The organism is Streptomyces sp. NPDC030183 (assembly GCF_055573455.1).
This window is the reverse complement of the sequence record NZ_JBVIBK010000001.1, coordinates 579,239-599,968: the sequence shown is the minus strand read 5'-3', so window position 1 is coordinate 599,968 and position 20,730 is coordinate 579,239. Positions and strand designations below refer to the sequence as shown.

The 20,730-nt window shown below is 71.3% G+C and carries 14 protein-coding genes; 12 read left to right on the top strand and 2 right to left on the bottom strand.

Annotation, left to right across the window (positions count from 1 at the left end):
- Window positions 1-32: 32 nt before the first annotated feature.
- Window positions 33-980, top strand: a complete 948-nt coding sequence (gene argB / locus ACZ4Z2_RS02610; RefSeq protein WP_468071692.1) for an acetylglutamate kinase — start codon at window positions 33-35, stop codon at window positions 978-980.
- The gene (locus ACZ4Z2_RS02605) at window positions 977-2,191 is read left to right on the top strand and encodes an acetylornithine transaminase (RefSeq protein WP_468071530.1); all 1,215 of its coding nucleotides are present in this window, start codon (window positions 977-979) and stop codon (window positions 2,189-2,191) included. The genes argB and ACZ4Z2_RS02605 overlap by 4 nt, the downstream gene beginning before the upstream one ends.
- Before the next feature lie 171 nt (window positions 2,192-2,362).
- Here ACZ4Z2_RS02605 and ACZ4Z2_RS02600 read toward each other — a convergent pair whose 3' ends face one another.
- The gene (locus ACZ4Z2_RS02600) at window positions 2,363-3,919 is read right to left on the bottom strand and encodes an MFS transporter (protein WP_468071528.1); all 1,557 of its coding nucleotides are present in this window, start codon (window positions 3,917-3,919) and stop codon (window positions 2,363-2,365) included.
- 231 nt (window positions 3,920-4,150) lie between these two features.
- On the opposite strand from ACZ4Z2_RS02600, the gene ACZ4Z2_RS02595 reads away from it, so the two are divergent.
- Window positions 4,151-4,903 (top strand): TetR/AcrR family transcriptional regulator, encoded by a 753-nt coding sequence (locus ACZ4Z2_RS02595; RefSeq protein ID WP_468071526.1) that lies wholly within the window; start codon window positions 4,151-4,153, stop codon window positions 4,901-4,903.
- 194 nt (window positions 4,904-5,097) lie between these two features.
- Window positions 5,098-6,756 (top strand): serine hydrolase domain-containing protein, encoded by a 1,659-nt coding sequence (locus ACZ4Z2_RS02590; protein ID WP_468071524.1) that lies wholly within the window; start codon window positions 5,098-5,100, stop codon window positions 6,754-6,756.
- A gap of 80 nt (window positions 6,757-6,836) precedes the next feature.
- On the opposite strand, the gene ACZ4Z2_RS02585 is transcribed toward ACZ4Z2_RS02590, so the two are convergent.
- Window positions 6,837-8,114 carry an acyltransferase family protein gene (locus tag ACZ4Z2_RS02585; RefSeq protein WP_468071523.1) on the bottom strand — a complete coding sequence of 426 codons (1,278 nt, stop codon included), beginning with the start codon at window positions 8,112-8,114 and terminating at the stop codon, window positions 6,837-6,839.
- 315 nt (window positions 8,115-8,429) lie between these two features.
- Here ACZ4Z2_RS02585 and ACZ4Z2_RS02580 point away from each other — a divergent pair, with 315 nt between their 5' ends.
- The 8 genes from ACZ4Z2_RS02580 to ACZ4Z2_RS02545 all read left to right on the top strand — a co-directional run bounded on the left by ACZ4Z2_RS02580 (window position 8,430) and on the right by ACZ4Z2_RS02545 (window position 20,445).
- The gene (locus ACZ4Z2_RS02580) at window positions 8,430-10,664 is read left to right on the top strand and encodes an MMPL family transporter (RefSeq protein WP_468071521.1); all 2,235 of its coding nucleotides are present in this window, start codon (window positions 8,430-8,432) and stop codon (window positions 10,662-10,664) included.
- Window positions 10,665-10,812: 148 nt separating this feature from the next.
- Entirely contained in the window at window positions 10,813-12,561 is a 1,749-nt protein-coding gene (locus ACZ4Z2_RS02575) for a fatty acyl-AMP ligase (RefSeq protein WP_468071519.1), read from the top strand.
- A gap of 185 nt (window positions 12,562-12,746) precedes the next feature.
- Window positions 12,747-14,129, top strand: a complete 1,383-nt coding sequence (locus ACZ4Z2_RS02570; RefSeq protein WP_468071517.1) for a nitrate/nitrite transporter — start codon at window positions 12,747-12,749, stop codon at window positions 14,127-14,129.
- A gap of 136 nt (window positions 14,130-14,265) precedes the next feature.
- Complete coding sequence (locus ACZ4Z2_RS02565; protein WP_468071515.1) at window positions 14,266-15,423, top strand: uroporphyrinogen-III synthase; 1,158 nt, start codon at window positions 14,266-14,268, stop codon at window positions 15,421-15,423.
- Window positions 15,424-15,725: 302 nt separating this feature from the next.
- Window positions 15,726-16,310, top strand: a complete 585-nt coding sequence (locus ACZ4Z2_RS02560) for a CGNR zinc finger domain-containing protein (RefSeq protein WP_468071513.1) — start codon at window positions 15,726-15,728, stop codon at window positions 16,308-16,310.
- A 321-nt stretch (window positions 16,311-16,631) separates the two neighbouring features.
- Window positions 16,632-17,207 (top strand): sigma-70 family RNA polymerase sigma factor, encoded by a 576-nt coding sequence (locus ACZ4Z2_RS02555; RefSeq protein ID WP_079049401.1) that lies wholly within the window; start codon window positions 16,632-16,634, stop codon window positions 17,205-17,207.
- Between the two features lie 29 nt (window positions 17,208-17,236).
- Window positions 17,237-18,028 (top strand): zf-HC2 domain-containing protein, encoded by a 792-nt coding sequence (locus ACZ4Z2_RS02550; protein WP_468071511.1) that lies wholly within the window; start codon window positions 17,237-17,239, stop codon window positions 18,026-18,028.
- A 116-nt stretch (window positions 18,029-18,144) separates the two neighbouring features.
- Window positions 18,145-20,445, top strand: coding sequence for a HelD family protein (locus tag ACZ4Z2_RS02545; RefSeq protein WP_468071509.1), 2,301 nt, complete (start codon window positions 18,145-18,147; stop codon window positions 20,443-20,445).
- Window positions 20,446-20,730: the final 285 nt, after the last annotated feature.

Here is a 20,730-nt window from a genome sequence, read left to right as displayed (position 1 = left end):
CCGGACCCGACAGCCCTCTCACCCCCACCGGCATGGCCGCCGACCGCAGACAGAAGGCGCTGCCCAAGGCCCACGCCCTGGTCGAGGCGCTGCCCTGGATGGCCCGCCACCGGGGCAAGACCATCGTCATCAAGTTCGGCGGCAACGCCATGGTCGACCAGTCCCTCAAGGCGGCCTTCGCCCAGGACATCCTGTTCCTGCGGCACGCCGGCCTGAACCCCGTCGTCGTGCACGGCGGCGGCCCCCAGATCAGCGCCCAGCTCGAACGCCTCGGTCTGAAATCCCACTTCACCGGCGGCCTCAGGGTCACCACCGACGAGACCATGGACGTCGTCCGCATGGTCCTCGCCGGCCAGGTCCAGCGCGAACTCGTCGGCCTCCTCAACGAGCACGGACCGCACGCCGTCGGCATGACCGGCGAGGACGCCCGGCTGATGACCGCCGTGAAGTGCTACGCCGACGTCGACGGCAAACCCGTCGACATCGGCCGCGTGGGCGAGGTCGCCACCGTGGACGCCGGGGTCGTCCAGGCCCTGATCGACAACGGCCGCATCCCGGTCATCTCCTCCATCGCCCGCAGCTCCGACGCCAAGGACGCGGCCGAGGGCGGCGTCTTCAACGTCAACGCGGACACCGCGGCCGCCGCCCTCGCCGCCGCCCTCGGCGCCGAGATGCTGCTCATCCTCACCGACGTCGAGGGCCTGTACGCCGACTGGCCGCACAGCGAGGAGGTCATCCCCCGGCTCAGCGCGAGCGAACTGAGCGATCTGCTGCCGGGCCTGGCCAGCGGAATGATCCCCAAGATGGAGGGCTGCCTGCACGCCGTCAGCAACGGGGTGCGCACCGCCCGCGTCATCGACGGCCGGGTCAAGCACTCGATCCTGCTGGAGATCTTCACCAACGAGGGCATCGGCACGATGGTCGTGCCCGACGAGACCGAGTCCCCGGCAGCCACGGCCCGAATGGAGGCGGCCGCATGAGCGGCGACACGACCGGCACCGCACCCGGCACACCCGGCGACCTCACCCGCCGCTGGCAGGGCGCCATGATGGACAACTTCGGCACCCCGCGGCTGCCGCTGGTGCGCGGCGAGGGCACCCGTGTCTGGGACGCGGACGGCCGTGAGTACCTGGATCTGCTGGCCGGGATCGCGGTCAACTCCCTGGGCCACGCCCACCCGGCGATCCTGCGCGCCCTCACCGACCAGGCGGCCCGACTGGGCCACATCTCCAACTTCTTCGTGGCCGAGCCCACGGTCGCCCTCGCCGAGCGCCTCCTCGACGTCTCCGGCCGGGCGGGCCGCGTGTACTTCTCCAACTCCGGCGCCGAGGCCAACGAGGCCGCCTTCAAGATGGGCCGGCTGACGGGCCGCCCCCACATGGTCGCCGCCGCCGGCGGCTTCCACGGCCGCACCATGGGCGCCCTCGCCCTCACCGGCCAGCCGGCCAAACGCACCCCCTTCGCCCCGCTCCCCGGCCCGGTCGACCACGTCCCGTACGGCGACGCGGACGCCCTGCGCGCGGCGGTCACCCGGGACACGGCGGTGCTGATCCTGGAGCCGATCCAGGGCGAGAACGGTGTGATCGTCCCGCCTCCCGGCTATCTGACGGCGGCCCGCGAGATCACCGAGGCAACCGGCACCCTCCTGGTCCTCGACGAGGTGCAGACCGGCATCGGCCGCACCGGCCACTGGTTCGCCGCCCAGGCGGAGGGCGTCGAGGCGGACGTGGTCACCTTGGCCAAGGGCCTCGGCGGCGGCCTCCCGATCGGCGCGACCCTCGCGTTCGGCCCCGCGGCCGACCTCCTCGCCCCCGGCACCCACGGCTCCACGTTCAGCGGCAACCCGATCGTCTGCGCGGCGGCGCTCGCGGTCCTGGAGACCATCGAGACCGAGGGCCTGCTGGCCCATGTGAAGCGGGTCGGGGAGAGGCTGCGCACGGGCATCGAGGCCCTGGCGCACCCCTTGGTGTCCGAAGTCCGCGGCGCGGGCCTCCTACTGGGCATAGCCCTGCGGGAGTCGAGGGCCGCGCGCGTCCAACAGGAGGCCCAGCGGGCGGGATTCCTCGTCAACGCGGCAACCCCGGACGTGATCCGCCTGGCACCCCCGCTGATCCTGACGGAGGAGGACGCGGACCGGTTCGTACAACAACTCCCGTCCATCTTGGAGGCAACGCGGACCTCGCCCACCTAGGGGCGCGGGGCTGTGCCGATGTGCGGCTCCGCCGCGCGGGCGCGACAAGCCACGAACTACGCGCGGTCGCCGATGCTCAGAACCTCCCGAGCTCGAAGGCGCACAGCAAGACGACGGCGGGCTCCACGGGAATACCCCCGTGGAGCCCGCCGTCGTCACGATCGCACCGCCTCAGTGAACCCCCACCACCTCCGGCTTCGTCTGCTCACCCGAGTCACCCGAGTCACCCGAGTCACCCGCCGGGGGCGCCTCCCCCTTGCCCGCCCCCTTCATCAGGAACAGGGCCAGCACGGCCGCGCCCACGACCCCCGCGGCCCCCACCGTGAAGCTGCTGGACACCGCGTCGGTGAACGCCTCGTGCACCGTCGAGACGAGCCCCGCGTCGTGCGTCCGCGCGGCCACGGCGAGCCCTTCGCCGATCGTCTCCCGCGCGGCGGCCGGCGCGGAGTCCGGCATCTCGGAGGTGTACGTGCTGGACAGCACCGCACCGAGCACGGCCACACCGAACGCCGCCCCCGCCTGCTGGATCGTGTCGTTGAGGGCCGAGCCCACACCCGCGTGCTCCTGGGGAACCGCCCCCATGAGCGCCGCGATCGCCGCCGGCATGGCGAGACCCGCGCCCGCGCCCATCAGCACCATCGCCACCGACAGCGTCCCGAAGCCGTCCCCGGGGGACAGCGTCGACAGCGTGGCGAACCCGCCGGCGATGACCAGCAGACCGGAGACGGCGAGCGCCCGGTTGCCGATCTTCTTGGCGAGCGCGGCGCCGACCCCGTTGAACACGAGCGAGGCGACGGCCGCGGGCATGAAGGCGAGGCCGGTCTTCGTGGGGGAGTAGCCCATCACGAACTGGAGGTACTGCGTGAGCACCAGCATCAGCCCGCCGTTGGCGAACGTCAGCAGGACCAGCGAGAAGCTCGACCCGGTGAACACCCGGTTCCGGAACAGCGCCACGGGCATCATCGGCTCGGGGATCCGGGTCTCCCAGATCCCGAAGGAGACCAGCGCGACCACGGCCACCACGGCCGCCGTCAGCGTGGCGGGGTGGGTGATGCCGTCCTTCGGCCACTCGTTGATCGCCCAGACCAGCGCCGTCATACCGACGACGGACAGCACCGTGCCGACCGGGTCCGGCTTGCGCCAGGGCCCCTTGGACTCCGGCATCAGCACCAGCGCCGAGACGATGGCGAGCGCCGCGATCGGGATGTTGATGAGGAAGACGGCGCCCCACCAGAAGTGGGCGATGAGCACACCGCCGAACACGGGGCCGCCGACCAGCCCGATCATCGCCACCGCGCTCCACGCGCCGATCGCCTTGGGCCGCTCGTCCTCGTCGAAGACGGTGATGAGGATGGAGAGCGTGCTCGGCATCAGCAGAGCGCCGCCGATGCCCATCAGCACACGGGCGAAGATCAGCATCTCCGCGCTGCCGGCCCAGGTGGCCAGCACGGAGGCGGCCCCGAACACCGTCAGGCCGATGATCATGACCTTACGGCGGCCGTACCGGTCGGACAGGCTTCCCGCGGTCAGCAGCAGACCGGCGAAGACCAGCATGTACGACTCCAGGATCCACTGGATGTCCTGGGCGCTCGCCTTGAGGTCCTCGGCGATCGGCGGGACCGCCACCGTCAGCACCATGTTGTCGATGACCAGCACCAGCGTGCTGAGGCACAACACGATCAGGATCAGCCAGCGGCGTGGATGACGCTCCGTGACGTCGACTTCCATGACGAAACCTTTCGAACAGAGATGTGGGGCTGCTCCGGACCTCAATAAAACCAGCAACGCGGTTTGTTATCCAGTCGGTTTCACGCCGCGCGTACCGGAACGTCTTCGGGTCGCCGCTTCCGTACGGCGTGCGCTCGCCGAACACCGTACGACGAGCGTACAGTGTTCGCAAGGTCCGTACGGTGTTTCCAGATGCCGTTACCCTGAAGTCCGGGAAGACGAGGAGGCCGCATGTCCGAGAAGCAGGTGATCCAGTCGGTGTGGACCCGCCCGCGCCGTCAGAAGCGCGAGCAGCCCACGCTGAGCCGGGACGCCATCGTGGCCGAGGCCGTGCGGCTGCTGGACGAGGAAGGCGCCGCCGCCCTGAGCATGCGCCGCCTCGGCACCCGGCTGAACGCGGGCGCGACCTCGATGTACTCGCACGTGGCGAGCAAGGACGAGCTGATCGAGCTGGTCGTCGACCATGTCTACGGCGAGATGGAGGTGCCCGGTCCGGACGCGGCCGGGGACTGGCGGGCGGCGGCCTCGGCCTGTGCCCGCAGTGTTCGCTCGACGATCTTGCGCCACCCCTGGATCGCCCCGATGCTGGGCGAGGTGGGTGTCTCCCTGGGGCCGAACTCGATGCGGCTCACGGAGGGCATGCTCGCCATGCTGGAGGAGGCGGGCTTCGATCTGGAGCAGGCCGACCATGTGGTGCGGATCCTCTTCGCCTATGTGATCGGCATGACCACGAGCGAGGCCGCCTGGCTCACCATGCTGGCCCGCAGCGGGCAGAGCCAGGAGGACTGGACGCGCAAGGTGTGGCCGGCCGTCGAACAGGCCACCCGCGACTATCCGCACCTCCGCCGGCGCTACACCGCGCAGGAAGGCGGCCGTTCGTCCGAGGTCCTCGTGGACAACTTCGGCTACGGCCTCGACTGGGTTCTGGACGGCCTCCAGTCCCGCCTCGACCGGGCCTCCGGCAAGGGGTCCGGGACCGCCTGACCAGCCCCTGAACCGCGCGCTCCGCCAACCGTCCACGGCCTGCCGTCCCCGGCCGTGGGCGGTTTCTCATTGGCTGGTTATGAACGCCGTACGGCCTTGCGTACAGTGTGCGCACTCCGTACAGTGTTCATCACGCCGCACAACGTGTGGTCGGGGCACGGCCCTCGGTATCCCAACCCTCCAAAGGACACGCCATGGCGAAGAAGGCGCAGCAGACGCAGGGCTCGAACTGGAACGACCTCCGCACCTGGAGGTCGACCGGCAGCTGGGAGGCCAGCGACAGCTGGGGCCTGACCGGCACCTGGCGGATGGACGGCGCCTCCGGCTCCTGGGACGCCACGGACACCGCCGCGCAGGACGCCTTCGGCAGGCCGCACCCGGCCCCGGCCGCCCCGGAGCCCCAGCCCGCCGCGGCCCCCGCCGCCACCGCCGAGGCCTCCGCCGCCGTCGCCGACGTGATCGAGCTGGCCACCGGCCGCCGGGTCGACCTCGGCCACTGGCAGCGCCGCCTCGACGAACTGCGCGAGGAGCACGACGTGCCCGGCGCGACCCTCGCCTTCGTGGTCGACGACGAGATGCAGGAGCTGGCCAGCGGCGTCCTCAACCGGCAGACCGGCGTGGAGGCCACCACCGACTCCGTCTTCCAGCTCGGCTCGATCGCCAAGGTCTACACGGCCGCCCTGATCATGCAGCTCGTCGAGTCCGGCGACCTCGACCTGGACGCGCCCGTCGTCTCCGTGCTGCCGGAGTTCGCGACCATCGACCCCGAGGCCACCAAGGTCATCACCACCCGGATGCTGCTGTCCCACACCAGCGGACTGACCTGCGACTTCCACCTCGACACCGGGCGCGGCGACGACAGCCTCGCCAAGTACGTCGAGGCCGCCAAGGGCGTGGCGATGGACTGCCCGCCGGGCACGGCCGTGTCGTACAGCGGCATCGGGTACGTGGTGCTCGGCCGCATCGTCGAGGTGCTCACCGGCACCACCTGGGACCAGGCGCTCAAGGACCGGCTGCTCACCCCGCTCGGCCTCACCCGCACCATGACGCTCCCCGAGGAGGTCCTGCCGTTCCGCGCGGCGATGGGACATCTCGCCGGGCCGGACGGTGAGCAGACGCTCGCCCCGGCCTGGGACCTGATGCCGCGCGCCGCGGGCCCCGCCGCCCGGGTCTGCGCCACCGCCGGTGACCTCGTCCGCTTCGCCAAGCTGCACCTCGACGGCGGCAGGGCGGCCGACGGCACCCCGGTCCTCGGCCCCGACTCGGTCGCCGCGATGCAGCGCCGCGAGACGGACGTGCCCGACAAGTGGACGGTGAGCGCCGACGGCTGGGGCCTCGGCTGGACCCTCTACGACTGGGACGGCGTGCCCGGCTTCGGCCATGACGGCGCCTCCATCGGCCAGTACGCCTACCTGCGCGTGGTGCCGGGCGCCGGTGTCGCCGTCGCCCTCCTCACCAACGGCGGCGGCTCCCGCCTCCTCTACGCCGACCTGCTGCGCGAACTCCTCGCCGACCTCGCGGGCGTGACGATGCCGGCCCCGTTCGCCCCCGCCGAGCAGCCGCCCGCCGTCGACATCACCCCCTGGGCCGGCACCTACAAGCGCGAGGGCGTCCTCATCACCGTCTCCGAGCGGGACGGCAGCCCGCACCTGGTGTACGCCTTCGTCGACGGCATGGCGGGCTACTCCCCGGACCTGGAGATGGAGCTGGTCCCCCTCTCCGACACGGTCTTCGCCGGCGCGGGAGGTGGCGCCTCCTTCGCCGAGGACTGGATGCCGGTGGTCTTCTCCACCCTCGCCGACGGCACGAAGTGCGCGTACATCGGCATGCGGGCGGCCCCCAAGACGGCGTGACCGCCGGGGGGTGCCCCCGGGGTGTGACACGCGAGCGCCGGTCCCCCTGTGGGACCGGCGCCCGACGTCGTGGCGCACGCTCACACGCGGGCCGTTCGCTTCTCCGGTTCCGCGATCGGCCGGTGCGACCGGATGCGGAACCGCCTCAGCAGCGGCATCTCGACGAACGTGTACGACAGCCACCCGGCCAGCACCGACAGCGCCAGCACGAACGGCAGCAGGGCGAAGAACGCCCCCGTCCCCAGCTGCCCGAAGTCGCTGTCGAGCAGGTACCAGACGGTGACCTGCATGATGATCAGGTGCCACAGGAACATCCCGCAGGAGTTCCGCCCGAGCCACACGAGCGTCGGCCGGGAGAGCAACCGCTCGGGCCCGCTGCCCTGCGCCAGCAGCAGCGGCGCCGCCAGCCCCACCGCGACCACCATGTGGCAGACGTACTTGAGGGCGGCCTCCTCCTTCGTGAGCACGATCGACGCGATGCTGCCCGCCCAGTCCGTGTTGGACACGGCGAACGCCACGGCCGCCGCACCCCAGAAGGCCCACGGGTTGTTCCGCACGAACTCCACGAACGCCAGCCGCTGCCCGGTACGGGCCTTCGCGGCGACCAGCGCGAGCAGCATCCCCGCCGCCAGGAACCCGAGGTAGCCGCGCAGCCACCACAGTGACGGCGGGCCCAGCGGGCTCGACGGGCTGGTGGCGACCAGCCAGCTGAAGTCGGCGACGATCACCGCGGTGAGCAGCGCCCCCGCCAGCTTCAGGCTCTTGGTCGCCTTCAGGGCCCGGTGCAGCACGAACGCCGCCACGGGCAGGGCGATGTAGTAGTGCACCTCGGTGGCGAGGCTCCAGGTCTGCGCCCAGTTGGTCATGCCCGGATCGGTGCGCAGATCGGCCCAGTTCTGCACGTGCTGCACGGTCAGCAGCCGCACCGTGCGCCACACGTCGTCCAGTTGCTCCCGGTTGAACACCAGCAGCGCGGTGACCATGAACAGCCAGTACGCCGGGAAGATGCGCAGGACACGGTGCCAGTAGTAGTGCAGCGTGTTCGGCGCCTTGCGGCCGCCGAGCGCGGCGTCGGCCCACGGGCGGTAGAGCAGATAGCCGCTGATGATCAGGAAGATCGGGATCGCCACGAGGAAGCCCGTCATCACCGGGGCGAAGGGCCCCGGCTTGCCGGTCTTGTCGATGAGCGCCCCGGTCCACTGGGCGAGGTGCGCGACGAGCACCATCAGCGTGGCGACCGCGCGCAGGCCGTCCACGGCGGGCTCGAAGGTCCGCTCGGCCCGTACGGGGGACTCCTTGGCGCCGGGCACGGCGCTGACCGGCGGTGCCGGCCGAGGTCTGTCCAGGGAAGTGGTCACGGCGAAGGGCCTCTCGTTCGGTAGGGCGGTGCTGACGTTGGCCGGGACGCTAACAAACCGCTCAAGCGGTTTTCCAGATTGGCGAAAAGTGGTCGTTCGCCCTCCGCTCCCGCCGTCGGGTGTCGCCTGGCGCTCTGGCCTGGCCGTCTGCGGCAGAACTCAACTGGCCGAACCCGTGTGGGTGTTCAAGTGTCCGATCTGGGCACTTCCAGGAAATGACTAAACCGTCCATGCGGTTTGTTAAGGTGGTCGGGTTTTCGCGTCTCCGCGTTTCCGACCCCCCACCCAGCGAACCCGACGGGAGTCCCCTTCGCCGTGGCTACGTTCCTCTACAAACTGGGCCGACTCGCCTTCCGACGGCGAGGCCGGACCACACTGTTGTGGCTGCTGATCCTGGTCGGCGTGGGCTATGCCGCCTCCGCCGCGCCGGCGCCGCCCGCCGACACCTTCTCGATGCCGGGCACCGAGTCGCAGAAGGCGTTCGACCTGCTCAAGGAGCGCTTCCCGGACGCGAGCGCGGACGGCGCCACCGCCCGCGTGGTCGTCCGCGCCCCCGAGGGCAAGGTCTCCGACCCCGCTCAGAAGGCCAAGGTCGAGCAACTCCTCGCCGACCTCGCCAAGGCGCCCCTGGTCAAGGGCGTCGCCGACCCCTACCAGGCGGGAGCCGTCAGCAAGGACGGCACCACCGCCTACGCGACCGTCCTCTACGAGGTCGCCGCCACCGAACTGACCGACAAGGCGAAGGACGCCCTCACCGAGGCCACGGCCGACGCCCGCAAGAGCGGACTGACCGTCGAGGCGGGCGGTGACGCCGTCGCCGTGGAGGCCGCCAAGAACAACGCCGAGTCCCTCGGCATCCTGGTCTCCGCCGTCGTCCTGCTGCTGACCTTCGGCTCGATGGTCGCCGCCGGCATGTCCCTGCTGACCGCCGTCATCGGCGTCGGCGTCGGCATCTGCGGCATCACCGCGCTCGGCTCCACTCTCGGCCTGTCCAGCACGACCTCCACCCTGGCCCTGATGATCGGCCTGGCCGTCGGCATCGACTACGCCCTGTTCATCATCTCCCGCTACCGCTCCGAGATGGCCGAGGGCCGGGACCGCGAGGAGGCCGCCGGACGCGCCATCGGCACCGCGGGATCCGCCGTCGTCTTCGCGGGCCTGACCGTCATCGTCGCCCTCGCCGGCCTCGCCGTCGTCAACATCCCGATGCTCACCAAGATGGGCCTCGCCGCCGCCGGCACGGTCGCCGTCGCCGTGCTCATCGCCATCACCTTCGTCCCGGCGCTCCTCGGCTACGCCCCCTTCAAGTCGCTGCCCCGCCGCGAGCGCAAGAAGATCTCCGGCAAGCCGCTCAGCGCCCGCCAGCAGCGCAAGGCCGCCAAGCGCGCCGCCAAGGCCCGGCCCAACCTCGGCTCCCGCTGGGCCGGCTGGGTCCTGCGCCACCCCGTCGCCGTCCTGCTCCTCGGCGTCATCGGCCTCGGCACCCTCGCCGTCCCGGCGGCGAGCCTGGAGCTGGGGCTGCCCGGCGAGGGCACGATGGCCGAGGACACCACCCAGCGCAAGGCGTACGACATGCTGTCGGACTCCTTCGGCGCCGGCTTCAACGGCCCGCTGCTGCTGACCGTCGAGGCCAAGGACGCCAAGACCGCCGCCGACCGGGTCGGCAAGGACCTCGCCGACCGTCCCGGTGTCGCCTCCGTCAGCCCCGCCACCGTCAACAAGGCGGGCGACACGGCGATGGTCAACGTCATCCCGACGACCGGCCCGACCGACGCGAGGACCGAGAAGCTGGTCCACTCCCTGCGCGCCGCCGCCGGCGGATTCGACAAGGAGATCGGCGCGACCGTCCTGGTCACCGGTCAGACCGCCCTGTTCATCGACTTCTCCGAGACCCTCGACGACGCGATGGTCCCGTACCTGGGCCTCGTCGTCGGACTCGCCTTCGTCCTGCTCGTCCTCGTCTTCCGCTCGGTCCTGGTCCCGCTCAAGGCGGCCCTCGGGTTCCTGCTGTCGGTGACCGCGGCACTCGGTGCCGTCGTGGCCGTCTTCCAGTGGGGCTGGCTCAAGGACGTCTTCGGCATCGACCAGCCCGGACCGATCATGAGCACCATGCCGATCTTCATGATCGGCGTCGTCTTCGGTCTCGCCATGGACTACGAGGTCTTCCTCGTCACCCGGATGCGTGAGGCGTTCGTCCACGGCGAGCAGCCCGGCCAGGCGGTCGTCACCGGCTTCCGGCACGGCGGCCGGGTGGTCGCCGCCGCCGCGATCATCATGGCGAGCGTCTTCTCCGGCTTCATCCTCGACGCCAACGACTTCGTCAAGATGATCGGCTTCGGTCTCGCCGTCGCCGTCCTCTTCGACGCCTTCGTCGTCCGGATGGCCATCGTGCCCGCCGTCCTCGCCCTCCTCGGCCGCTCCGCCTGGTGGCTGCCCCGCTGGCTGGACGCCGTCCTGCCCGACATGGACGTCGAGGGCGCCAAGCTCGCCACCGGCCGGCGCGGGGCCGTCCCGCACCAGAGCCGGCGCGAACCGTCCCTCGTGGACTGACCCACCGACGGCCCCGCCCGGCGGCTCCCCAGGCCGCCGGGCAGGGCCCCCACCCGCGAACGCCTCGGTACCCCCCTCCCGACCCCCACCGTCGCGGTCCCTTCCTGAAGTCGCACCTCATCCACGACCGAAGAAAAGGACCACCACCATGGCTCTTGCCGGCACGCTCATCCCGCCCCGGGCCACCTTCGTCACCACCGTGACCGAGGCCCTGCACCTGCGCGGCGTCAGACAGCCCGACGAGATCGCGTACATCCACCTCCGCGAGGGCGAGACCCCCGACGGCTCCCTCACCTACCGGCAGCTGGAGACCGACGCCCACGCCCGGGCCGCGGCCCTCACCGACGCCGGACTCGAAGCGGGCGACAGCGTCCTGCTCCTGTATCCCTCGGGCCTGGAGTTCATCCGGTCGCTGCTGGGCTGCATGTACGCCCGGGTCGCCGCCGCCCCCGTCCAGGTCCCCACCCGCCGGAGCGGCGTCCAGCGGCTGCGCCGGATCGCTGACGACGCGGGCACGACCACCATCCTCACCACCGCGGCACTCAAGGCCGACCTGGAGCGGCAGTTCGCCGAACTCCCCGAACTGGCCGGCCTCACCCTCGTCGACACCGAGGCCCTGCCCGCCACCCCGGTCGACTGGCACGGCCCCGCCCCGCTGCCCGACGACATCGCCCTGCTCCAGTACACCTCCGGCTCCACCGGCGACCCCAAGGGCGTGATGGTCTCCCACGCCAACTTCCTCGCCAACGTCGCCGAGACCGAGGACATCTGGCCCACCGGCCACGACGGCGTCGTCGTCTCCTGGCTGCCCCTCTTCCACGACATGGGCATGCTCTTCGGCATCCTCCTGCCGCTCTGCTCCGGCATCCCCGCCTACCTCATGGAGCCGGCCGCCTTCATCCGCCGCCCGCTGCGCTGGCTGGAGGCCCTGTCCACCTACCGGGGCACGCACGCCGCCGCGCCGAGCTTCGCCTACGAGCTGTGCGTGAACGCGCTGCGCGGCGCCGGGGACGTCGACCTGGACCTGTCGTCGTGGCGGGTCGCGGCGAACGGGGCCGAACCGGTGCGCTGGCGCGCGGTGCGGGACTTCACCGAGACGTTCGCCCCGTACGGGTTCGCCGCCGAGGCCATGACCCCCGGCTACGGGCTGGCCGAGAACACCCTCAAGGCCACGGCGAGCCCCGCCGACCGGGCGCCCACCGTGCTCTGGGTGTCCTCGACGGCCCTGAAGGACGGCCGTCTGGAGATCGTGGGGGAGACGGCGCCCGACGCCCAGCCGCTGGTCGGCTCGGGCTGGCCGTCCTCGACCACCCGGGTGCGCGTGGTCGACCCGGTGACGCGCACCCCCCGCGAACCCGGCCGGCTCGGTGAGATCTGGATCGACGGCCCGTGCGTCGCCCTCGGCTACCGGGAACGCCCGCAGGAGACCGAGGAGGCGTTCGGGGGCCGGATCGCGGGGGAGAGCGGGGCGCGCCGCCACCTCCGTACGGGCGATCTGGGCTTCCTCCACGAAGGGGAGCTGTTCGTCGCGGGACGCCTGAAGGACGTCATCATCCGCAACGGGCGGAACTTCTACCCCCAGGACATCGAGCTGTCCGCCGAGTCGGCGGTGCCGGGGCTGCGGCCGAACTGCGCGGCGGCGTTCTCCGTGGACGACGGCGAGCGGGAACGGCTGGTGGTGGTCGTCGAGACGGACGGACGGGTCCTCCGCGAGGTCGGGGCGGGCGAGCTGCGTGAACGCGTCAGGGCGGCCGTGCACGACGGACAGCGGCTGCGGGTCGACGAGGTCGTGGTGATACGCAGGGGTGCCCTGCCCCGTACCACCAGCGGGAAGGTCCAGCGCAGGGGTTGCCGCACGCTCTATCTGGACGGGGCACTGGGGGTTGTGGCTGACTGAGCGGGTACGCCGCGGGGCCCGGCCGGGTGAGCGCTTTCCTCACCGGCGGGCCCACGGCGCGGTGAGAGCAAAGTTCCTTTCCGGTCACCCGGTGCCACAGCGCGGAAACGCGCCCTCCCTACCTTCGGGACTCATAAGCCATCACCCCCCAGCACCATCCGAGCCCGGAGAACCGTGGAGGCGTCATGACAGCCCCGAGCACAGCCCCCGCTGCCAGTAGGGGAGGCCGCTGGATCCAGCACTGGGATCCGGAGGACGAGACCTTCTGGAACGAGACCGGCGAGAAGGTCGCCCGCCGCAACCTGATCTTCTCGGTCCTCTCCGAGCACATCGGCTTCTCCATCTGGACCGTCTGGTCGGTGATGGTCCTCTTCATGGGCCCCGAGTACGGGCTCACCCCGGCCGACAAGTTCTTCATCGTGTCGATGGCCACCCTGGTCGGCGCCATCGTGCGCGTCCCGTACACCTTCGCGGTGGCGATCTTCGGCGGACGCAACTGGACGGTCGTCTCGGCGAGCCTGCTGCTCATCCCGACCGTCGCGGCCTTCGTGGTGATGGAGCCGGGGACCTCGTTCAACACGTTCCTCGTCTGCGCGATGCTCGCCGGCATCGGCGGCGGCAACTTCGCCTCCTCCATGACCAACATCAACGCCTTCTTCCCCCTGCGGAAGAAGGGCTGGGCGCTCGGCCTCAACGCGGGCGGCGGCAACATCGGCGTCCCGGTCGTGCAGCTCATCGGTCTCGCCGTCATCGGCGCCAGCGGCGGCCCGCGCGTCCTGCTCGGGATCTACATCCCGTTCATCGTCCTCGCCGCGGTCCTCGCCTGGCTCAGGATGGACAACATCGCCGAGCTGAAGAACGACACCGGCGCCGCCAAGGAAGCCGTCAAGGACGCCCACACCTGGATCATGTCCTTCCTCTACATCGGCACCTTCGGCTCCTTCATCGGCTACAGCTTCGCCTTCGGCCTCGTCCTGCAGACCCAGTTCGGCCGTACGCCGCTGCAGTCCGCGTACGTCACCTTCATCGGCCCCCTGCTCGGCTCGCTGATCCGGCCCGTGGGCGGCGCCCTCGCCGACAAGTACGGCGGCGCGAAGATCACGCTGTGGAACTACGTCGCCATGGCCGGCGCCACCGGTGTCATCGTCATCGCCTCCATGCAGAAGTCGCTGCCGCTGTTCACCACCGCGTTCATCGCGCTCTTCGTCCTCAGCGGCCTCGGCAACGGCTCCACCTTCAAGATGATCCCGGGCATCTTCCAGGCCAAGGCCCTCGCCAAGGGGCTGCGGGGCGAGGAGGCCGCGGCCTACGGACGCCGTCTCTCCGGCGCCACCATGGGCATCATCGGCGCGGTCGGCGCACTCGGCGGCCTCGGCATCAACCTGGCCTTCCGCCAGTCCTTCCTCACCGTCGGCTCCGGCACCGGCGCCTTCGTCAGCTTCCTCGCCTTCTACGGGCTCTGCTTCGCCGTGACCTGGGCCGTATACCTTCGCCGGCCGGCCGCCAAGACAGCCGCCGCGACGGCCGAGACGGAGGCGAAGCCGCAGCTCAGCTACGCCGAGGTGTGACATCACCCATGGCGTGACACGTGTGACGTAACACCAGCGACATCAACCCGAACCGAGCCTGTCACGCAGCGTTGACAGGCTCGTTCGGCATGTAGGTGCCAGAGCCAGGTACTACGACTCGGGCGGGACGAGAGCCATGTACGACGAACAGCAGCGACCAGACCACGGCCCATTGGCGGGGTTCACGGTGGGCGTGACAGCCGCGCGCCGCGCCGACGAACTGGGGGCCCTGCTCCAGCGTCGCGGAGCGTCCGTCCTCCACGCGCCGGCCCTCCGTATCGTGCCGCTCTCCGACGACAGCGAACTGCTGGCCGCCACCAAGGACCTCCTCGCCCAGGCGCCCGACATCGTGGTGGCCACCACCGCCATCGGTTTCCGCGGCTGGATCGAGGCGGCCGACGGCTGGGGCCTGGGCGAGGCGCTCCTGGACCGCCTCCGGGGCGTCGAAGTCCTCGCGCGCGGACCGAAGGTGAAGGGGGCGGTGCGCGCCGCGGGCCTCACCGAGGAGTGGTCCCCGTCCTCCGAATCGATGGCGGAGGTACTGGACCGGTTGCTGGACCAAGGGGTCGAGGGCCGCCGCATCGCCGTCCAGCTCCACGGCGAACCCCTCCCCGGCTTCGTGGAGTCGCTGCGGGCCGCCGGAGCGGAGGTCGTCGGCGTCCCCGTCTACCGCTGGCTGCCGCCGGAGGATCTCACCCCGGTCGACCGCCTGCTCGAAGCGACGGTCGGCCGCGGCGTCGACGCCCTCACCTTCACGAGCGCGCCCGCCGCGGCCTCGCTGCTGTCCCGCGCCGAGGACCGCGGGCTCCTCCCGGAACTGCTCAACGCCCTGAACCACGACGTACTCCCCGCCTGTGTCGGCCCGGTGACGGCCCTTCCGCTCCAGGCCCACGGCATCGACACCGTCCAGCCCGAACGGTTCCGCCTCGGCCCCCTCGTCCAGCTCCTCTGCCAGGAACTCCCCACCCGCGCCCGCACCCTGCCCATCGCCGGGCACCGCGTGGAGATCCGCGGCCACGCCGTCCTCGTCGACGGCGCCCTGCGCCCCGTCCCGCCCGCCGGTATGTCCCTGCTCCGCGCGCTCGGCCGCCGCCCCGGCTGGGTCGTCCCCCGCTCCGAACTCCTCAAGGCCCTGCCCGGCGCCGGCCGCGACGAACACGCCGTGGAGACGGCGATGGCCCGCCTCCGCACGGCGCTGGGTGCGCCGAAGCTCATCCAGACGGTGGTGAAGCGGGGTTACCGGCTGGCCCTGGACCCGGCGGCCGACACGAAGTACGGGGTACCGGGCGCCTAATGGCTCGGGGGTGCGCGGTTCGTTGGCGGGTGCGGGTCCGTTGTGGTTTCTCGCGCAGTTCCCCGCGCCCCTGAAAAGCGACCGGGGCTGCGCCCCGTGCTTTTCAGGGGAGGACGGGCCGCAGGCCCGTTCCTCCAGGGGCGCGGGGAACTGCGCGACAAGCCCCCACCCACCCGCACCGCCAAAACCACCTGCACCCCGGGGCTACCAGGCGCCGCGCCCGGCCAAGTGCGACCCGGCACCGGAGCGGGTACGAACACCTGAGCCCCCCGACGCGGTGACCCCTAGGCGGTGACAGGCCCATGTCCTACACCCCCCGCTTCGACTGCGGCCACCTCTGCCTGGACCTCCTCGCCACCACGCACCCCGAGGAACAGCTCACCTCGCCCGCCCGCCTGCGCCACTGGATCACCACCGCCGCCCTCGTCCCCGAGGACACCCCCCTCGACCACGTCACCCCCGCCTGGCTCCCCGCCTTCACAGAACTGCGCGTCCACATAGCCCGGTTGGTCCACCCGGCGGCGTCCCCCACCACCCGCTCCGACCCCGCCGCGTACGACGCCTCCCTCGCCCGGGTCAACGACCTGGCGAGACCCGCGCCCCCGGCCCCCCGAGCCGTCCGCACGGACACCGGCGCCCTCACCCGCGCCCTCGTGGACACCCCCGGCCGCGCCGCCCTGCTCGCCGTCATCGCCCGCGACACCGTCGAGTTGCTCACCGACCCCGTCGCCTGCGCGAGCCTGCGCCAGTGCGCCGGCGACAACTGCCCCCTCGTCTACGTCGACACCTCACGGGGCCGGCGCCGCCGCTGGTGCTCCAGCGAGATCTGCGGCAACCGAGAACGCGTGGCCCGCCATCGCCGCCGCACCGCCCTTTCACGCGCGTAGACCGCGCACCATCCGCCCCACTTCCCCCCGCTTGACGCCGTATTGCCCATCTCCCTTGCGGCGTCTAGCAGTTGGGTAACCACCCCGCTGTCGTAAAGAAGCAGCAGTGCTGTTTTTCACACCGCGAGATCCACATCTTCACAATTCCCGCCCTCCCGCGCAGGTTTTGAAGCCGGTTTGGGCGCGCTTGTCCCTCAGGGGCCCCACCAACCCCGCGTTTAATCGAGAAAGTTGTGGCTCAACTCTGAACACACACCTGGTTACCTACGTATCCCGATGTGAGCGACCGACTGGGGGAACCCCCGGACACCGGAGGTAGCCGTGCGCAAGGATTCCGCTGTGGCCGATGACCGCCCGCACAGGGCACGACATCGCGCGTCGCAGCCCTCAGAGCCGGACGAGGAGCTGATGCGCGCGCTGTACCGCGAGCACGCTGGACCCTTGCTCGCGTACGTGCTGCGTCTGGTCGCGGGCGACCGCCAACGCGCAGAGGACGTTGTGCAGGAAACTCTCATCAGGGCCTGGAAGAACGCCGGTCAGCTCAATCGAGCGACCGGATCGGTACGCCCCTGGCTGGTGACGGTCGCACGCCGCATCGTCATCGACGGCCACCGCAGCCGGCAGGCCCGGCCGCAGGAGGTCGACCCGTCGCCGCTGGAGGTCATCCCCGCGGAGGACGAGATCGACAAGGCGTTGTGGCTGATGACACTGTCGGACGCGCTGGACGACCTGACCCCTGCCCACAGGGAAGTCCTGGTCGAGACCTATTTCAAAGGGCGTACGGTCAATGAGGCGGCCGAGACGCTTGGCATCCCCAGTGGAACCGTCCGCTCACGGGTGTTCTACGCCCTGCGGTCGATGAAGCTGGCTCTGGAGGAGCGCGGGGTGACGGCATGAGCAACATGTACGGGGGGTATGGACCGGGAATGCCCGGGTCTGTGCAAGGAGCCCAAGGTTCCGGCGACAACATCCACGAAACCGTCGGCGCGTACGCCCTCGGAATACTGGACGACGCCGAGGCCACACAATTCGAGGCCCATCTCGCCACGTGCGAATGGTGCGGTCAGCAGCTCGACGAGCTGGCCGGCATGGAACCCATGCTGGCCGCCCTCGCCGACCTGCCCGCGGCCCAGGGGACACCGGCGATCGGTGAGTCCCTGGCGGCGAAACCGAGTCCGAAGCTCTCGGACCGGCTGGTCGGCGAGGTCGTCCAGCACCGCGCCAAGAAGAGCCGGCGCAACTTCTTCATGCTGGCGGCCGGTATCGCGGCGATCATCGCGGGTCCCACCGCGGTGTTCGCGACGGCCGGCGGGGGCGACGACGGCAAGGTGCAGGCGGGCCAGACGTTCGCCGACAACCCGGCCAAGGCCGCGTTCGGTGACATAAGTGACAAGGTGCAGCGTACGGACGCCGCCACCAAGGTCAGCGCCACGGTCGCCATGAAGGAGAAGGCGTGGGGCACCCACGCCGTCCTGGAGCTGAAGAACGTCAAGGGCCCGGAGAAGTGCTCGCTGATCGCCGTCGGCAAGAACGGCGAGCGTGAGACGGTCACCTCCTGGTCCGTCCCGACCTGGGGTTACGGGATCAAGGACGCCAAGACGGAGCAGGCGAAAAACCCGCTCTACGTCGAGGGCGGCGCCGCCTTCACCCCGGACGAGATCGACCACTTCGAGGTCCTGACCTTCTCCGGCAAGAAGCTGGTCCAGGTCGAGGCGTGACCTTCCGGTGCCCCGCGTCCCCCGCGTTTCGGGGGGCGCGGGGCACCGCCTGTTCCCCCGGGGGGCTACCGTCGCGTACGGTGGACGGCTGCCCAGCACGTCAGAAGGGGGCCCGGGTGGCCGCTCAGGTTGTTCAGCAGGAAACGCTCGACTCCGCTCACGATTCCGTCCGCGAGCGGGAGATCGGCGTCGAACAGGAACATCTGGACCGGGTGTACCGGCGTCTCGAGGAGAAGATCCACGAGGCGGAGTTCCTGATGAACGACGCCGCCAAGCGCGGCCAGGTCGGCACCCCCGGCGCACTCGCCGAGCGGGACGCCCAGGTCTTCCGCGCGGGCATCCATCTGAACCGGCTGAACAACGAGTTCGAGGACTTCCTCTTCGGCCGTATCGACCTCCTCCTCGGCAAGGACGGCAAGAAGGGTCCGGACGGCGCGTACACCGCCGTCGAACCCGCCGAGGGCGCGGTACGTCCCGACAACACCGCCGACATCGCCGAGACCCTGCACATCGGCCGCATCGGCGTCCTGGACGCCGAGTACGCGCCGCTGGTCATCGACTGGCGGGCCCCCGCCGCCGCCCCCTTCTACCGCTCGACCCCGGTCGACCCCGGCCGGGTCGTCCGCCGCCGGGTCATCCGCTCCAAGGGCCGCAAGGTGCTCGGCGTCGAGGACGACCTGATGCGCCCCGAACTGAAGGCGCGCCTCGACGGCCACGAGCTGCCCGTCATCGGTGACGGCGCCCTGATGGCCGCGCTCGGCCAGGCCCGCAGCCACTCCATGCGCGACATCGTCGCCTCCATCCAGGCCGAGCAGGACCTGGTGATCCGCGCCCCCGCCGCCTCCGTGACCTACGTCGAGGGCGGGCCCGGCACCGGCAAGACGGCCGTCGCCCTGCACCGCGCCGCCTACCTCCTCTACCAGGACCGGCGCCGCTACGCGGGCGGCATCCTGATCGTCTCCCCGACCCCGCTGCTGGTCGCGTACACCGAGGGCGTCCTGCCCTCGCTCGGCGAGGAGGGCCAGGTCGCCATCCGCGCCATCGGCTCCCTCGTCGACGGCGCGGAGGCCACCCTGTACGACTCCCCGGCCGTGGCCCGCGCCAAGGGCTCGTACCGCATGCTCAAGGTGCTGCGGAAGGCCGCCCGGGGCGCGCTGGAGCGGAGCGACGCGCCCACCCGGTTGCGTGTCGTCGCCTTCGGCCGGCGGCTGGAGCTGGAGGTGGGGGATCTGGACCGCGTCCGCCGCAACGCGCTCGGCGGCACGGCCCCCGTCAACCTGCTGCGCCCCCGCGCCCGCAAGCTCCTCCTCGACGCCCTGTGGGACCGGTCGGGCGCCGCGGGACGGCACACGGACCCCGAACTCGCCGCCGAGCTCCGCTCCTCCTTCGACGAGGACATCACCAGCGAGGACGACTTCATCGCCTTCCTCGACGCCTGGTGGCCCGAGCTGACGCCGCGCGCGGTTCTCACCGCCATGGCCGACGAGCGCCGCCTCGGCCGCTGGGCCCGGCGCATCCTCAACCCCGGTGAGGTCCGCCGGGTCGCCCGCTCCCTCAGGCGGGACGGCCTGTCGGTCCACGACGTCGCCATGCTCGACGAGCTCCAGGCGATCCTCGGCATGCCCGCCCGCCCCCGCAAGAAGCGCGAACTCGACCCGCTCGACCAGCTCACGGGCCTGGAGGAGCTGATGCCGGTGCGCGAGGAGAGCCAGCGCGAGCGCGCCGAGCGGCTGGCCCAGGAACGCACCGAGTACGCGCACGTCATCGTCGACGAGGCGCAGGACCTGACCCCGATGCAGTGGCGCATGGTGGGCCGCCGCGGCCGTCACGCCACCTGGACGGTGGTCGGCGACCCCGCCCAGTCCTCCTGGTCGGACCCCGACGAGGCGGCCGAGGCGCGGGACGAGGCGCTCGGTACCCGGCCCCGCCGCCGCTTCACCCTCACCGTCAACTACCGCAACCCGGCCGAGATCGCCGAACTGGCGGCGAAGGTGCTGGCGCTGGCGATGCCGGGCTCCGAGTCGCCCACCGCGGTCCGCTCCACCGGCGTCGAGCCCCGCTTCGTCACCGCCCAGCGCGACACCCTGGCCCGCACGGTCCGCGCGGAGGCGGCGCGGCTGCTGGACCTCGTCGACGGGACGGTGGGTGTCGTCGTCGCCATGAACCGCCGCGAGGAGGCCGCCCGCTGGCTGGCCGGCCTCGGCGACCGCGTCGTGGCCCTGGGCAGCCTGGAGGCGAAGGGCCTGGAGTACGACGCGACGGTCGTCGTCTCCCCGGCGGAGATCGCGGACGAGTCCCCGGCGGGCCTGCGCGTGCTGTACGTGGCCCTCACCCGCGCGACCCAGCAGCTGACGGTCGTGTCGGCGGACAGGGACGACCCGGACGCGACGGGAGTACCGGACCTGCTGCGGGACTGAGGGGGGCGAACCACCCGCACCCGCCGACGCTCCGTCAACTCCCGGAACGCCGGGGCGCCTGTTAGCCTGGGTGATGGCACCGGCTCGATCCAAGCCCCCGGGCCCAACCTTCGTCGCTCAGAGCGACCACTTGCCGCGAGGCGAGCATGGCGGGTCGGTGCCACTTGAACGACAGCGGTACGCGAAGAGGTCCACGTCCTGTGACGTGGACCTCTTTTCGTTGAGAACAAAACGTTCTCAATCTCACCGGGCTAACGCCTACTCGGTGGTAGGTGCGACGATCGG

What these genes read in the sequence shown, in the direction of transcription:
- ACZ4Z2_RS02560 (WP_468071513.1), top strand. Translation starts at nt 15,726, where the DNA reads ATGTCCTACACCCCCCGCTTCGACTGCGGCCACCTCTGCCTGGACCTC.
- ACZ4Z2_RS02595 (WP_468071526.1), top strand. Translation starts at nt 4,151, where the DNA reads ATGTCCGAGAAGCAGGTGATCCAGTCGGTGTGGACCCGCCCGCGCCGT.
- ACZ4Z2_RS02590 (WP_468071524.1), top strand. Translation starts at nt 5,098, where the DNA reads ATGGCGAAGAAGGCGCAGCAGACGCAGGGCTCGAACTGGAACGACCTC.
- ACZ4Z2_RS02605 (WP_468071530.1), top strand. Translation starts at nt 977, where the DNA reads ATGAGCGGCGACACGACCGGCACCGCACCCGGCACACCCGGCGACCTC.
- argB (WP_468071692.1), top strand. Translation starts at nt 33, where the DNA reads ATGGCCGCCGACCGCAGACAGAAGGCGCTGCCCAAGGCCCACGCCCTG.
- ACZ4Z2_RS02600 (WP_468071528.1), bottom strand. Translation starts at nt 3,919, where the DNA reads ATGGAAGTCGACGTCACGGAGCGTCATCCACGCCGCTGGCTGATCCTG.
- ACZ4Z2_RS02570 (WP_468071517.1), top strand. Translation starts at nt 12,747, where the DNA reads ATGACAGCCCCGAGCACAGCCCCCGCTGCCAGTAGGGGAGGCCGCTGG.
- ACZ4Z2_RS02565 (WP_468071515.1), top strand. Translation starts at nt 14,266, where the DNA reads ATGTACGACGAACAGCAGCGACCAGACCACGGCCCATTGGCGGGGTTC.
- ACZ4Z2_RS02575 (WP_468071519.1), top strand. Translation starts at nt 10,813, where the DNA reads ATGGCTCTTGCCGGCACGCTCATCCCGCCCCGGGCCACCTTCGTCACC.
- ACZ4Z2_RS02550 (WP_468071511.1), top strand. Translation starts at nt 17,237, where the DNA reads ATGCCCGGGTCTGTGCAAGGAGCCCAAGGTTCCGGCGACAACATCCAC.